Annotated in this window: 14 protein-coding genes and 1 rRNA gene; 9 read left to right on the top strand and 6 right to left on the bottom strand. The window is 69.5% G+C overall.

What is annotated here, in order from left to right:
* Nucleotides 1-133 precede the first annotated feature (133 nt).
* Nucleotides 134-931, top strand: coding sequence for a histidinol-phosphatase (gene hisN / locus ABZX61_RS47640; RefSeq protein WP_355205514.1), 798 nt, complete (start codon nucleotides 134-136; stop codon nucleotides 929-931).
* Here hisN and ABZX61_RS47635 read toward each other — a convergent pair.
* A complete protein-coding gene (locus ABZX61_RS47635; protein ID WP_355205082.1) occupies nucleotides 921-2,612 on the bottom strand; it encodes a right-handed parallel beta-helix repeat-containing protein in 1,692 nt (563 codons plus the stop codon). The two genes, hisN and ABZX61_RS47635, sit on opposite strands and share 11 nt — an antisense overlap.
* A 63-nt stretch (nucleotides 2,613-2,675) precedes the next feature.
* Here ABZX61_RS47635 and ABZX61_RS47630 point away from each other — a divergent pair, with 63 nt between their 5' ends.
* Complete coding sequence (locus ABZX61_RS47630) at nucleotides 2,676-3,518, top strand: TetR/AcrR family transcriptional regulator (protein ID WP_355205079.1); 843 nt, start codon at nucleotides 2,676-2,678, stop codon at nucleotides 3,516-3,518.
* On the opposite strand, the gene ABZX61_RS47625 is transcribed toward ABZX61_RS47630, so the two are convergent.
* Nucleotides 3,515-4,300 carry a fructosamine kinase family protein gene (locus ABZX61_RS47625; protein ID WP_355205076.1) on the bottom strand — a complete coding sequence of 262 codons (786 nt, stop codon included), beginning with the start codon at nucleotides 4,298-4,300 and terminating at the stop codon, nucleotides 3,515-3,517. The genes ABZX61_RS47630 and ABZX61_RS47625 overlap by 4 nt on opposite strands.
* Nucleotides 4,300-4,773, bottom strand: a complete 474-nt coding sequence (locus ABZX61_RS47620) for a low molecular weight protein-tyrosine-phosphatase (RefSeq protein ID WP_350729252.1) — start codon at nucleotides 4,771-4,773, stop codon at nucleotides 4,300-4,302. Before ABZX61_RS47620 ends, ABZX61_RS47625 begins: the two co-directional genes overlap by 1 nt.
* Before the next feature lie 122 nt (nucleotides 4,774-4,895).
* On the opposite strand from ABZX61_RS47620, the gene pstS reads away from it, so the two are divergent.
* The 5 genes from pstS to ABZX61_RS47595 are packed head-to-tail and all read left to right on the top strand — an operon-like array spanning nucleotide 4,896 to nucleotide 9,375.
* Complete coding sequence (gene pstS, locus ABZX61_RS47615) at nucleotides 4,896-5,999, top strand: phosphate ABC transporter substrate-binding protein PstS (protein WP_350729250.1); 1,104 nt, start codon at nucleotides 4,896-4,898, stop codon at nucleotides 5,997-5,999.
* Between the two features lie 6 nt (nucleotides 6,000-6,005).
* A complete protein-coding gene (gene pstC, locus ABZX61_RS47610) occupies nucleotides 6,006-6,986 on the top strand; it encodes a phosphate ABC transporter permease subunit PstC (protein WP_355205072.1) in 981 nt (326 codons plus the stop codon).
* The gene (gene pstA / locus ABZX61_RS47605; RefSeq protein WP_350729247.1) at nucleotides 6,983-7,858 is read left to right on the top strand and encodes a phosphate ABC transporter permease PstA; all 876 of its coding nucleotides are present in this window, start codon (nucleotides 6,983-6,985) and stop codon (nucleotides 7,856-7,858) included. Before pstC ends, pstA begins: the two co-directional genes overlap by 4 nt.
* A 15-nt stretch (nucleotides 7,859-7,873) precedes the next feature.
* Entirely contained in the window at nucleotides 7,874-8,650 is a 777-nt protein-coding gene (gene pstB / locus ABZX61_RS47600) for a phosphate ABC transporter ATP-binding protein PstB (protein WP_350729245.1), read from the top strand.
* On the top strand, nucleotides 8,650-9,375 hold the full coding sequence (locus ABZX61_RS47595) for a response regulator transcription factor (protein ID WP_355205069.1): 726 nt from the start codon (nucleotides 8,650-8,652) through the stop codon (nucleotides 9,373-9,375). Before pstB ends, ABZX61_RS47595 begins: the two co-directional genes overlap by 1 nt.
* Here ABZX61_RS47595 and ABZX61_RS47590 read toward each other — a convergent pair.
* Complete coding sequence (locus tag ABZX61_RS47590; protein WP_355205066.1) at nucleotides 9,344-10,276, bottom strand: serine hydrolase; 933 nt, start codon at nucleotides 10,274-10,276, stop codon at nucleotides 9,344-9,346. The genes ABZX61_RS47595 and ABZX61_RS47590 overlap by 32 nt on opposite strands.
* Before the next feature lie 33 nt (nucleotides 10,277-10,309).
* Nucleotides 10,310-11,197 (bottom strand): phenylalanine 4-monooxygenase, encoded by an 888-nt coding sequence (locus ABZX61_RS47585; protein ID WP_350729239.1) that lies wholly within the window; start codon nucleotides 11,195-11,197, stop codon nucleotides 10,310-10,312.
* A gap of 127 nt (nucleotides 11,198-11,324) precedes the next feature.
* On the opposite strand from ABZX61_RS47585, the gene ABZX61_RS47580 reads away from it, so the two are divergent.
* Complete coding sequence (locus ABZX61_RS47580; protein ID WP_355205063.1) at nucleotides 11,325-11,777, top strand: Lrp/AsnC family transcriptional regulator; 453 nt, start codon at nucleotides 11,325-11,327, stop codon at nucleotides 11,775-11,777.
* A 35-nt stretch (nucleotides 11,778-11,812) separates the two neighbouring features.
* Complete coding sequence (locus ABZX61_RS47575) at nucleotides 11,813-12,802, top strand: hypothetical protein (RefSeq protein ID WP_355205061.1); 990 nt, start codon at nucleotides 11,813-11,815, stop codon at nucleotides 12,800-12,802.
* Between the two features lie 56 nt (nucleotides 12,803-12,858).
* Here ABZX61_RS47575 and rrf read toward each other — a convergent pair.
* Nucleotides 12,859-12,946, bottom strand: a 5S ribosomal RNA gene (gene rrf, locus ABZX61_RS47570); the annotation flags it as partial.

Raw genomic sequence — 12,946 nt, 5'->3', positions numbered from 1 at the left:
CTCACCCCAGCCCCGCGTCGTCGCCGTTCCGTCGTTTGGGGCGGTGGCGACACGCGCGAGATGGACACCGTTACCAGAAAAGGGGCGTTGGTGACTGATGTTCTGTATGGCGGACACGGTAGCGTGGGCGACCGTGCAGGGTTACAACGATGATCTCCGGCTGGCCCACGTCATGGCGGACGCCGCCGATGACCTGACCATGCGGCGGTTCAAGGCGGTCGATCTCAAGGTCGACACCAAGCCCGATCTGACGCCGGTCAGCGATGCCGACCGCACCGTGGAGGAGGCCATCCGGGGTACGCTGCGCCGCGCCAGGCCGCGCGACGCCGTGGTGGGCGAGGAGTTCGGGAAGACCGGCTGGGGCGCCCGTTCGTGGATCATCGACCCCATCGACGGCACGAAGAACTACGTGCGCGGCGTCCCCGTCTGGGCGACCCTGATCGCGCTCATGGAGTACGGCAGGGTCGTCGTCGGCCTGGTGTCGGCCCCCGCTCTGGGCCGCCGGTGGTGGGCGGCGACCGAGGGCGGCGCGTGGACCGGCAAGAGCCTGACGAAGGCGTCCCGGATGCGGGTGTCCTCCGTGTCGCGCCTGGAGGACGCGTCGTTCTCGTACTCCAGCTTCGGCGGATGGGAGAAGACGGGCAAGCTCGACAACTTCCTCGACCTCAGCCGAGCCTGCTGGCGCACCCGGGCCTACGGCGACTTCTGGTCGCACATGATGGTCGCCGAGGGATCGGTGGACCTGTCGGCCGAGCCCGAGCTGTCGCCGTGGGACATGGCGGCGCTCACCGTGATCGTCGAAGAGGCCGGCGGCAAGTGGACCGACGTCTCCGGCGTGAAGGGCCTGGAGGGCGGCAGCCTGGTCTGCACGAACGGCATCCTGCACACCGAGGTGATCGACCGCCTCAACGGCACCTCGATCATCTCCTGAGTCCCGCCCGGGACTGGATGGCGGCGGTGGCGGCGTCCAGCGCGGCGCCGTCCTTGATCGTCACGTTGTCCTCGTAACGGACCCCGCTCGGCGGGTTGTCGTGGCCGATGGGGTCGGCGTCCCAGAAGTTGCCCCGGTAGATCACGTTCTCCAGCGGCGGCCCGACCTCCAGGACGGAGGTGTTGTCGGCCCGCATGACGACGTTCCCCTCGACCGTCACCCACGAGGCGCCGTAGTCGGTGTAGAGCCCGAAGTTGTACGGCGTCCGCGTGTCCTTGATGACGTTCCCCTGGACCAGGGCCTGGTTGTCAGCCGAGTCACCCTGCACCCCGGACAGGTAGATGCCACCCCCGTCGGCCAGCGTCCCCATGGTGTCCACGGTGAGGTTGCGCAGGACCTGGGTCCCCTCCCCTGGGCCGACGGTGATGCCGCAGTGCGGGACGTCCGTGACCTCGTTGTTGGCGACGACGCATCCGTACGTGCCCGTCACGCCGATTCCCGGTGAGCCGCTGTATTCGAGCCCGATGTGGTGAACCTTGTTGTCCTCGACAGAGGCGTTCCGCGTCCCGGACATCACGATGCCGCCGCCCGACAGGGTGTCGAAGTCGCAGGTCCGCACCACGACCTCGGCGCCGCCGGAAACCCCAAGCCCCGTCGCCCCGAGCCGGGTGAACCGGCAGCCCTCGATCTCCGCCCCGACCGCGTCCTCGAACGTCACGCACGCGGGAATCGTCACGGACGCGGTCGGATACGTCACGGATGCGCCCTCGCCGAGCACCGCCGTCTCGACACCGCCGCCCTCGTAGTAGCCGTTCCCGTGATAGTGCAGGAACCCCTCCGGGCGGCTCGGCCGCAGCCACGTCGCGTCCGCGAACACCAGTCCCTTGAACGCCACGTCCCGCGCCCCCGCCACGCTCAGCAGCGTCTCCAGGACCGCCGCCACCACCCGCGTACGAGCGGGATCCTCCCCGGGGAGGGGCAGGTAGAGCAGCACGTGGCGCCCGGGCCGCGAGCGGTCGAGCACGAAGGTCCCGGGCTCGCGCAGGAAGCTCGGGTCGTTCTCGATCCTGGTCGGCAGCCCCGGACCGCTCGACGTCTGCCCCGCCCAGACCGAGTTGTACAGCTCGGCGGCCCACCCGAACGCCGGCTGCGCCATCGTGACCACCGTGTCCCCGGACACCGACGCCACCCCGCAGCGCGCCTCGGTCCACGGATAGACCCCCCGGTGGACGAACTCGACGTCCCCCGGGCTCCGCCACCCGAGCGGCTCGTCCGTGACGTAACCGGTGGCGGTCGCCCGAGCGTCGCCGGGCAGGCCGGCGATCCAGGCGCGCTCGGCCCGGCGGCCGTCCACGTAGAGCTGGCGGGTGTCGAGGTCGCCGACCTCCGCCGTCCAGACGCCGTCCCGCACCTGCCACCCCGTGATCGGCCGGCCGCCGCTCACCACCGCCTCCTCCTGCTCGGGAGTGCCGTACCCGTGCGCCTGGTACACCGTCCCGGAGTCGGCCTCGCCGAGCGAGAACGGCTCCGTCAGCACGTGGATCCCGCCCCGGAGGTGTACGTTGGCGCCGCCGGCCACCTCGCGGGCCGCGGAGCGCGCGCGTTCGAGGGTGGCGAACGGGTGGTCGGCCGAGCCGGGACCCGAGTCGTCGCCTGAGGGTGCGACGTGGAAGTGGAACATCACAGACCGCCTTTGCTGTTTATGCCGTACACGTAGTAGACACCATAAACAAGAGGAGGCGACATGACAACCGACCCCGAAGTCGAACTGCTCTGGGGGGAGCAGGATCGCGAGCCGCGGCCCGGCCTGAGCCTGGGCAGGATCGTGCGGGCCGCCATCGAGATCGCCGACGCGGAGGGCCTGGAGGGCCTGTCGATGCGCAAGGTCGCCGACCGGCTCGGGTTCACGACCATGTCCCTCTACCGCCACGTCCCCGGCCGCGACCAGCTCGTGGACCTGATGGTCGACGAGGCCTACAGCGAACGGGCAAACACCCCCGAAGAGCCCGAGACAGGGCAGGGGTGGCGGATGCGGCTGGAGGCCGCGGCCAGGCAGGGCTGGCAACTGCGCCGGCGGCACCCATGGCTGGCCGAGGTACGCGGCACCCGCCACCTTCCCGGCCCCAACGCCATCGCCTACTACGAGCACACGCTGAGCACCCTCACCGGCACCAGCCTGCGCCCTTCCGAGGTGATCGCCGTCGTGGGCATGCTGGGCCGGTTCGTGGACGCCGAGGCGCTGACCCTGGTCGAGACCCGGCGCGAGGAGCGCCGCAGCGGCGTGTCCGAGCAGGACTGGTGGGGCAGCCGCGACGCCCTCTACGAGCGCCTCAACAGTTTCCCCACCCTTTCCCGTCTCTGGACGGAGGGCGGCTGGGACCACCCCGAGGACTCGTTCGAGTTCGGCCTGCGCCGCCAGCTCGACGGCGTCGAGGCCCTCATCCGAGAGCGTGACGAAAGTCGTGATGAAAGCTCAGGATGCCCCGAGTGTGGCACCCCGCTGGAGCCGGCGCCGTCCGGCCGCCCCCGCGTCTACTGCTCCCGCGCCTGCCAGCAACGCGCCTACCGCAAGCGCAAGAACGGCTAGAGCGCGAGCACGGCCCGGACCGCGTTCATCAGCCCGTCACGATAGGACCCTCCGAACAACACCACATGAACGAGCAGCGGATGCAGCTGGTGCAGCGGCACCCGCCCCCGCCACCCCTCCGCCGGCGGAAACTCCTCCTGGTACGCCCCCAGCACCCGATCGAGGTACGGCAGCCCGAACAGCGCCAGCATGGCCAGATCGGTCTCCCGATGCCCGCCATGGGCCGCCGGATCGATCAGCACGCCCGACCCGCCCGACCACAGCACGTTCCCGTTCCACAGGTCCCCATGGATCCGCGCCGGCGGCTCCGCAGGCCCCGCGACCTCGGCGAACCTCTCCACGGCCCGCTCGACCAGCGCCGCGTCCGAAGCAGGCAGCCGCGCCTGCCGCAGGAACGGCAGCACCCGCCGGGAGGCGTAGAAGCCGGGCCAGTCCGAGCAGGGCGAGTTGTCCATCGGCAGGTCGGCGATGAACCCCGGCCACGGCGCGCCGAAGCCGGCCGCCCCCGCCCGGTGCAGCCGGGCCAGCGAACGCCCGAACCGCTCGGCCGCCGCCGCGCTGGGCGCCTCCTCGCGTACCCATGACAACACCAGCCGATCGGGCCCCACCTCCACCACCTCGGGCACCACGGCGGCCTCCCCCAGCCACCGCAGCCCGGCCGCCTCCGAGGCGAACACCTCGGAGGCGGCCCCGGTCTTGGCGAACACCTCACGCCCGTCGTCCAGCACACCCTTCAGCAGCCGCCGGCCGTGCGACGAGCCGAGTTCCGCTGTCCAGTTCATCAGCCGATCTCATCGGCGATGTGCTTGGCCAGCCCCTCGGAGGCCGACTCGACCAGCGCGAGCACCTCCTCGAAGCCCTCGGGGCCCCCGTAGTACGGATCGGGCACCTCGGCCCCCTCCTCCGCCGCGGGATCGAACGACCGGAACAGCCGCACCTCCGCCCCCACCGGCGCCATCCGCCGCAGATTGGCGAGGTTGTCCTGGTCCATGGCCAGCACCAGGTCGTACCGGTCGAACCAGTCCTTGGTGAACTGCCGGGCCCGGTGCGCCGAGCCGTCGTAGCCGTGCTGTCCGAGGATGGCCAGTGCCCGCTCGTCCATGGGGTCCCCGGCGTGCCAACCGCCGGTTCCGGCGCTCTCCACGGTGACGCGGTCGCCCAGCCCGCGCTCGGCGAGCGTCTGGCGGAGCACCACCTCCGCCATGGGGGATCGGCAGATGTTGCCCATGCACACCAGGCATACGCGATAAGTCATAACTCCCATCATGGGGGCGACCGGGCCCGTTCACCGAACGTTCACCCTTGTCAGGGGGCTGCGGTCACCTTCGGTGCATAGCTTTCATGGCGACTAAGGACCAAGTGGGAGGAAACCCAACCGTGAAGTATGCAGGCCGGCTCGCCGCCGTAGCCGTCGTCGGCGCGCTCTCCCTCGCTGCGTGCGGCACAGACAACAATGCCCCCGCTGGCAGCACGACCTCCGCCAGTGCACCCGCCGCGGGCAATGACAATGGTCTGAGCGGTACGATCAACGCCGCGGGCTCCTCGGCCCAGGCCAACGCGATCACCGAGTGGACGAAGAACTTCACGGCCACGAACCCCGGTGTCACCCTCAACTACCAGCCCAGCGGCTCCGGCGCGGGTGTGCAGGCGTTCATCCAGGGCACGGTGGCCTTCGCCGGCTCCGACTCGGCGCTGAAGGATGACCAGCCCGCGCAGGCCGACGCCCGTTGCAAGACCGGCAAGGCCATCAACATCCCGATGGTGACCGGCCCCATCGCGGTGGTCTACAACCTGCCCGGCGTCGAGGGCCTGCAGCTGTCGCCGAAGACCCTCGGCGGCATCTTCGACAGCAAGATCACCAAGTGGGACGACGCCGCGATCAAGGCGGACAACCCCAGCGCCAAGCTGCCCTCCACCCCGATCCAGGCGTTCCACCGCTCGGACGAGTCGGGCACCAGCGACAACTTCACCAAGTTCCTCAAGGCCACCGCCGGCTGGGCCTACGAGCCCGCCAAGGCGTGGCCCGCCGAGGCCAAGGGCCAGGGCGCCAAGGGCTCCGACGGCATCGCCTCCTCCGTGAAGGACACCGAGGGCGCGATCAGCTACGTCGAGCTCTCCTACGCCGAGAACTCGTCGCTGCAGAAGGCCAAGGTCTCCAACGGCGCCAACGAGTTCGTCGAGCTCACCCCCGAGAGCGCGGCGAAGACGATCGAGACCGCCACGATCAAGGGCACCGGCAACGACCTCGCCCTGTCGATCGACTACGCCACCAAGACCCCGGGCGCCTACCCGATCGTCCTGGTGACCTACGAGATCACCTGCGAGAAGGGCCTGTCGGCGGAGGAGACGAAGCTGGTCAAGGGCTTCCTCACCTACACCGCCAGTGACGAGGGTCAGGCGGCCCTGAAGGAGCTGGGCTACGCCCCGCTGGCCGGCGACCTGCTCACCAAGGTCCGCACCGCTGTCGAGGCGATCTCCTAGCCGCCGATGGCCAACGATCTGAAGACCCGTGACGGCGGACCGGCCATGAGCCGGTCCGCCTCGCGGCGCAGCCATGGTGAAGGCCCCTTCCGCTTCCTCTCCACGGCGGCGGGCGTCCTCCTGCTGGCGATCATGGCGGCCATCGCCGTGTTCCTCATCAGCGAGGCGATCCCCGCCCTGCAGGCGAACAAGGCGTCCTTCTTCTTCGAGCTGACCTGGGACCCCAACGGCCAGAAGGTGTTCGGCATCGCCGCCCTGGCGTTCGGGACCGTCCTCAGCTCGACACTCGCGCTCGTCATCGCCACCCCGATCGCGGTCGGCGTCGCGCTGTTCATCTCCCACTACGCGCCCCGCCGCCTGGCCTCGGGGCTCGGCTACCTGGTCGACCTGCTCGCCGCCGTGCCCAGTGTGGTCTACGGCCTGTGGGGCCTGGCGTTCCTGGTGCCGCTGATCCGAGAGCCGTCCCAGTGGCTCAACGAGACCTTCGGCTGGTTCCCGCTGTTCGCCGGAGAGGGCGCCATCGGCGGCAAGACCATGCTCGCGGGCTCGATCGTGCTGGCGATCATGATCCTGCCGATCATCGCGGCGATCTCGCGTGAGGTGTTCCTCCAGGCTCCGAAGATGAACGAAGAGGCGGCCCTGGCGCTCGGCGCCACCCGCTGGGAGATGATCAGGATGGCCGTGCTGCCGTTCGGCCGCCCGGGCGTCATCAGCGCCGCCATGCTCGGCCTCGGCCGCGCCATGGGCGAGACCATCGCGGTCGCGCTGATCTTCCCCGCGACCTTCGACATCACCTTCGAGATCCTGACGCCCCACGCCAACAGCATCGCGGCGAACATCGCCAACGGCTTCGGCGAGGCGACCCAGATCGGCCGCGGGGCGCTGATCGCCTCCGGTCTGGTGCTGTTCGTCATCACCCTGCTGGTGAACATGGGAGCGCGCCTGATCATCAACCGCCGCAAAGAGTACTCGAGGGCCGGCGCATGACAGCAATCCAGCACATCTCGACCAGCCGCCGGGTCAAGGACAAGATCGTCCAGGGGCTGGTCTACCTGGCGTTCGGGCTGGCCGTCGTGCCGCTCATCTCGGTGCTCTGGCTGGTCATCTCCAACGGCCTGGCCCGCTTCGACCTCGAGTTCCTGACCCACTCGATGCGCGGCATCGGCGCCCGTGACGCGGGCGGCGGCGCGTACCACGCGATCATCGGGACGCTGGAGCAGGTCCTGCTCGCCTCGGCCGTCTCGGTCCCCATCGGCCTGCTCACCGCGATCTACCTGGTCGAGTACGGCAACGGCGGCCGGCTGAGCCGGTCGATCAGCTTCTTCGTGGACGTCATGACCGGCATTCCCTCGGTCGTCTCCGGTCTGTTCGTCTTCGCGTTCTGGATCCTCGTCCTGGGCTTCCAGTTCTCCGGCTGGGCGGGCGCGCTCGCGCTGTCGATCCTGATGATGCCGACCGTGGTCAGATCGGCCGAGGAAATGCTCCGGCTCGTGCCCAACGACCTGCGAGAGGCCTCGTACGCGCTGGGTGTGGCCAAGTGGCGCACGATCATGAAGGTCGTGCTGCCGACGGCGCTCACCGGCATCGTCACCGGCGTCATGCTGGCCGTGGCCCGCGTCGCCGGCGAGACCGCGCCGCTGCTGATGACGGTGTTCTTCACCAACTCCATCAACAACGATCCGTTCACCGGACCGCAGATGGGCCTGCCGCTCTTCGTGTTCGACCAGGCGGCCCGCCCGAACGACACCGCCATCGACCGGGCGTGGACCGGCGCCCTCACGCTCATCCTGATCGTCATGCTGCTCAACCTGGTGGCGCGCCTGATCGCCTGGTGGCGTGCGCCCGCCAGGGGCCGATAGGGGGTAACCGCCGCAATGTCCAAGCAGATCCAGGTCTCGGGTCTCGACGCGTACTACGGGTCGCACAAGGCGATCGAGGACGTGTCGATGACCATCGAACCCCGTTCGATCACCGCGTTCATCGGCCCGTCCGGGTGCGGCAAGTCGACGTTCCTGCGCACGCTCAACCGCATGCACGAAGTGATCCCGGGCGCCCGGGTGGATGGCAAGGTCCTGCTCGACGGCGAGGACCTGTACGCCCCCACCGTCGCGCCCGTCTCGGTGCGCCGGATGATCGGCATGGTCTTCCAGCGCCCCAACCCGTTCCCCACGATGTCGATCTACGAGAACGTGGCCGCCGGCCTCAAGCTCAACGGCCGGGTCGGCAAGTCGCAGCTCGACGGGGTCGTGGAGGAGTCGCTCAAGGGCGCCAACCTCTGGAACGAGGTCAAGGACCGCCTGAACAAGCCGGGCGCCGGCCTGTCGGGCGGTCAGCAGCAGCGTCTCTGCATCGCCCGGGCCATCGCGGTCAAGCCGCAGGTCCTGCTGATGGACGAGCCGTGCTCGGCGCTCGACCCGATCTCCACGCTGGCCATCGAGGACCTGATGGCCAAGCTCAAGGACGAGTACACGATCGTCATCGTCACCCACAACATGCAGCAGGCCGCCCGGGTGAGCGACAGGACCGCGTTCTTCAACCTCGCCGAGCAGGGCAAGCCCGGCAAGGTGATCGAGATGGACGAGACGTCCCGCATGTTCACCAACCCGTCCCAGAAGGCAACAGAGGATTACATCACGGGGCGCTTCGGCTGATGACCCAACAGCAGGCGGCATCCACGGTGATCGGGGACGCGCGGACGAAGCCCGTACTGCTCATCGCCGACCCCGACGGCGCGGTCGTGGAAGACCTCGCCACGGCGCTCGAACGGGAGGGCGTGTCCGTCACAGGCACGCCCGACGGGGCTCAGGGCCTTCTCCAGGCGGGAGCCCTGCAGCCTGACGTGGTGCTCGTCTCGGCCACGCTGCCGGTCATAGACGCGGTGGAGTTCGTCCGCGCGGTACGGCTGGCGCGCGCCGTACCCGTCCTGCTCGGCGTCGGCGAGGGCCACGCCGAGCAGGCGGTACGCGCGCTCGCCGCCGGCGCGGCCGCCTGCGTGGCCCGGCCCTACCGGGTGGCGGAGCTGCTGCCGTTCATCCAGGCGGCCTCGCCCGGCGGGCGCCAGGTGCTCGCCGTGGGCGGGGTCGAGCTGGACGTGCAGGCCTACCAGGTACGGGTGGGCGGGCGAGCGGTCCACCTGCCCCTGCGGGAGTTCGAATTACTGCACTACCTGATGCGCAACGCCGATCGCACGGTGACCCGCGAGCAGATCATGCGCCACGTGTGGCACGCCGCGGCCAACACCTCGACGAACACGATCGCGGTGCACGTCAAACGCCTGCGCGCCCGGCTGGGCGACGAGGACGACCAGCTCATCCAGACCGTCCGGGGCGTCGGCTACCGCCTGGTCACGCCTGGCACGTCCGGAAGTCCTGCATAATCCGCTTCGTCACGCCTTCGACCGTCGCTATGCCGTACCCCACCTCGGGACTTCCCTCGGTGAGTACGGCAACGGCGTAGGCGTGGCCGTCGCCCCTGATCAGGCCCACGCTGACCGTGGCCCAGAGCTTGTTCGAGACGTGCTTGAGCCAGCCGTTCTTCAGCGCCACGCGGTTGCCCGCGCACGCGGCGGCGCTGATGCCCCAGTTCTGGCCCGCCACGACGTGACCCATGAGCTTCAGCACCTGATCGCGGTCCTTGGCCTTCAGCGGGCTCTTGCCGGACACCAGGGCCCGCATGAGGCGGATCTGGTCGTCCACCGACGTTCGGGTGATTCCCCAGCAATACAGGTCAACGCACTCGCCTGGGACGCCCTGGGTGTGTTTGAGGCCCAGCTTCCTGCCTGCCTTGGTGAAGCCGGGCGCGCCGCCGATGCGTGACCAGAGGCGGTCGGCGGCGTGGTTGTCGCTGTAGCGGATCATGATGTCGGCGTCGTGCCGGACGGCCGCCGGCAGCCTCTTCCACGAGGTCCGCAGCAGCAGCGCCATGAGGATCTGCACCTTGGCCGTGCTGGCGGTGATCAGGCGCTCGCCCGGGTGGTAGCGGTAGAGCCGGCCGGTCGTCAGATCCTTGACCATGGCGGTGACCTGCCCGGACCGGCCCGCGAGGTAGTGGTCGAGCCGCTTGCCGATCCGCTCGGCCGGGATCGGCGCCAGGTTCTCCTCGGCCGCGACCTGCTCCAGCCGCGCCCCGAAGGCCGCCTCGCGTACGCCCAGGACCGCTTCCCGCCGGGCGGGAGCGGGCGGCTGTGCCCGGACCCGGGCAGGCGTCGGTAAGAGAGCTGTGAGCAGGGCGAGGGCGATGACCGCTCGTGGTATCGCCTGGCCGCGGCCCGCGATCATTGACGCATTATCACGAAAAATCGTGACAGGCCGCTAGATGTCGGCGGCGATCAATTTCGCGATCGCATCGTCGTCGCACGTGGCCCAGAAGTCCCCTACGACATCCTCCAGGTGCTGGAGGGACTCGGCCCGGAACAGCACGTCCTGATATTTCGTGATGTCGTAGTGCGTCGTCCCCATGGCGGATAGGTCCAGCGGCCTGACGTCCATGCCGCGGAACTCCTCGATCTCCCCGTACGACGAGAGGATCCCCGCTCCGTACGCTCTGAGCTCGCCTCCTTCCGCCATGACCCCGAACTCCATCGTGAACCAGAAGACCTTCGACACGAACTCCAGCGCCTCCTCGGACTCCACCCGCCGCGCGGCCTGCCCCGCCAGGTGGTACAGGGCGGCGTACCGGGGGGCGGCCAGCGCGTTGGCATGGCCGATCACCTCGTGGACGACGTCGGGCTCCGGCGTGTAGAAGGGCACGGAGTGGTGCCGGATGTACTGCGTCGAGTGGAAGAACCCGTCGGCCAGCACCCCGTAGAAGTCGCGCAGCGGCACCAGCCCCGCGGCGGGCAGATACCGGAACCCGGTCAGCGGCTCCAGCAGCCGCGAGACCTCTTCGAGTTGCGGGATCCGCTCCTTCGGCAGCCCCAACTGCGCGGCGCCGTCCAGGTACTCGGCTGTGGCGTACTTGGCGTGCTTGACCGCCAGCTCCCTGGTGACCAGGGCCCAGACCTCGTGCTCCTCCTCGGTGTACTCGGCCGCCGGAATGGGCGTCCCCCGCCGGTGGTTGACGGCCAGCCCCGCGATCGCGTTCCGCCGCGCCCGGTAGACCGCGTCCGCGAACCCCGGATGAGACGCGGCCAGCTCCACCACCACCGACCCGTCCTCCTGGGCTGCGACAGGGGCGAAGTACTGTGCTTCCTCGAACATGCTCCAAATGACAGCAATTCCGCGTTCTCTTGACAACAGCGACCAGTTTTGCTGCGCGATACGCTTGATTTCGCCTCCCCAAACTCACATCTTCTGCTCGAATCGCACAGTTCAGGGAGGGTCCGCCATGGACGATCTCGACGCCAGGTTGCTGGTGACCATGCGCGTCCATCCCCGCGTCGGCCTGACGGAGCTGGCCCGGCTGCTGGGGGTGGCGCGCGGCACCGTACAGGCCCGGGTGGAGAAGCTGACGGCGAGAGGCGTGATCGAGGATTTCGGCCCGACCGTGTCACCGGCCGGCGCCGGCTACCCCATCCTGGCGTTCGTGTGGCTGCAGATCGCCCAGGGGCGGCTGTCGGAGGCGGTGGAGGCGCTGCGTGCCGTACCTCAGATCCTGGAGGTGCACGGTACGAGCGGCCAGCACGACCTGCTGTGCCGGGTGGTCGCGCACACCACCGAACACCTGCAGGAGATCATCGCCAGCATCCTGGCGTCCCCGGCGGTGCAGCGCACGGACACGACCATCGCCCTGTCCACCCAGGTCCCCTATCGCATCGAGCCCCTCCTCGAAAACCGCTAGGACCTCGGCGGCATCCAACCTGATGGAGGGGTGCCATGAAGAAGCTCATAGCGATCGCCGCCGTGGTGGCGGCCGGCGCGGCCCTGGTCCCGCTGTGGACCACCGTCCGCGCTCCGGACCAGCGGCCCCGCCCGGCTCCTGGCGAGGCCGCTGCCTACGCGTACCTGTGCGACAACGCCGAGGACGAGGGGCCGCACGACGAGTGCGCCCACTGGTCCGTGGTGACGTCCGGCGGGAAGACGTGGCAGCTCACGGACGCGGTGGAGCGCGGTTACGTGGACCTGACCGCGGACGGCCGCTACCTGGCCTACCAGCGGGCCGGCGACGGCCGCCTCGTGGTCCGGGACCTGGTGGGGGGAACCGTCCGTGCGGTCCAGGAAGCCGCGCCCGGAGTGGACGGGGACCGGCTCGCGTACCGGCCCGCGCTGCTGGGCAAGGGGCGCTGGCTGTACGTGGACTACGTGGCGGGCTGGGACGGCGTGGACGAGCCTCCGAGCTTTGTCGTGGACGTCGCCACCGGCCGCACGGTGTGGCGGCTGCCTGAGGGCTCCTGGCTGGACCGGCTGGACGACGACGGATCGAGGCTCATGGTGGAGGACGACAAGTCGTTCTCGGTCATGGACGCCTCGGGGACCACCACGAAGCCGCTGCCGGCCCGCCTCCGCGCCGTCGAGGCGACCGGCGCCCTGACCCCGGACGGGACGGGCCAGGCCGCGCAGGTCGTCTCCAGGAACTTCCCGGCGGGCGGCGCCGACATCCGCCCGGCCCGGCTGGTCACCATCGACACCGGGACCGGAAAGGCACTCCATGACGTACGTCTCTCGCTCCCGTTGAAGGACCGGGCGAGCAGTTGCGACGTCAGCCGGTGGGCCGGCTCTCGGGAGGTTCTGCTGAAATGCGGGACGGCCGAGCTGTTCCACGAAATCATCTTCCGCGTGGACACCCGGACGGGGCGCCACACCAAGGTGGGAGAGACGCGGCCGCCCAGGTCACACCTGGCCGAGCTGGTGCGGGCGGCGGATTAGCCCGCAAAACAAGAAATGGCCCCACGCACCGGCGTGGGGCCATTTCTATAAAGATTGTCCGGCGGCGACCTACTCTCCCACACCCTCCCGAGTGCAGTACCATCGGCGCAGAGAAGCTTAACTTCCGGGTTCGGAATGTAACCG

Source organism: Nonomuraea sp. NPDC003709 (genome assembly GCF_040610775.1).
Lineage (GTDB): Bacteria > Actinomycetota > Actinomycetes > Streptosporangiales > Streptosporangiaceae > Nonomuraea > Nonomuraea angiospora_A.
The sequence above is the reverse complement of the archived record's forward strand: the minus strand, read 5'-3'. Positions and strand labels throughout refer to the sequence as shown.

Excerpts from the sequence above, each read along its gene's own strand:
- ABZX61_RS47595 (WP_355205069.1), top strand. The coding sequence starts at position 8,650 with ATGACCCAACAGCAGGCGGCATCCACGGTGATCGGGGACGCGCGGACG.
- ABZX61_RS47580 (WP_355205063.1), top strand. The coding sequence starts at position 11,325 with ATGGACGATCTCGACGCCAGGTTGCTGGTGACCATGCGCGTCCATCCC.
- pstC (WP_355205072.1), top strand. The coding sequence starts at position 6,006 with ATGGCCAACGATCTGAAGACCCGTGACGGCGGACCGGCCATGAGCCGG.
- pstA (WP_350729247.1), top strand. The coding sequence starts at position 6,983 with ATGACAGCAATCCAGCACATCTCGACCAGCCGCCGGGTCAAGGACAAG.
- ABZX61_RS47625 (WP_355205076.1), bottom strand. The coding sequence starts at position 4,300 with ATGAACTGGACAGCGGAACTCGGCTCGTCGCACGGCCGGCGGCTGCTG.
- ABZX61_RS47590 (WP_355205066.1), bottom strand. The coding sequence starts at position 10,276 with ATGATCGCGGGCCGCGGCCAGGCGATACCACGAGCGGTCATCGCCCTC.
- ABZX61_RS47630 (WP_355205079.1), top strand. The coding sequence starts at position 2,676 with ATGACAACCGACCCCGAAGTCGAACTGCTCTGGGGGGAGCAGGATCGC.
- ABZX61_RS47585 (WP_350729239.1), bottom strand. The coding sequence starts at position 11,197 with ATGTTCGAGGAAGCACAGTACTTCGCCCCTGTCGCAGCCCAGGAGGAC.
- pstB (WP_350729245.1), top strand. The coding sequence starts at position 7,874 with ATGTCCAAGCAGATCCAGGTCTCGGGTCTCGACGCGTACTACGGGTCG.
- ABZX61_RS47575 (WP_355205061.1), top strand. The coding sequence starts at position 11,813 with ATGAAGAAGCTCATAGCGATCGCCGCCGTGGTGGCGGCCGGCGCGGCC.
- ABZX61_RS47635 (WP_355205082.1), bottom strand. The coding sequence starts at position 2,612 with ATGTTCCACTTCCACGTCGCACCCTCAGGCGACGACTCGGGTCCCGGC.
- ABZX61_RS47620 (WP_350729252.1), bottom strand. The coding sequence starts at position 4,773 with ATGACTTATCGCGTATGCCTGGTGTGCATGGGCAACATCTGCCGATCC.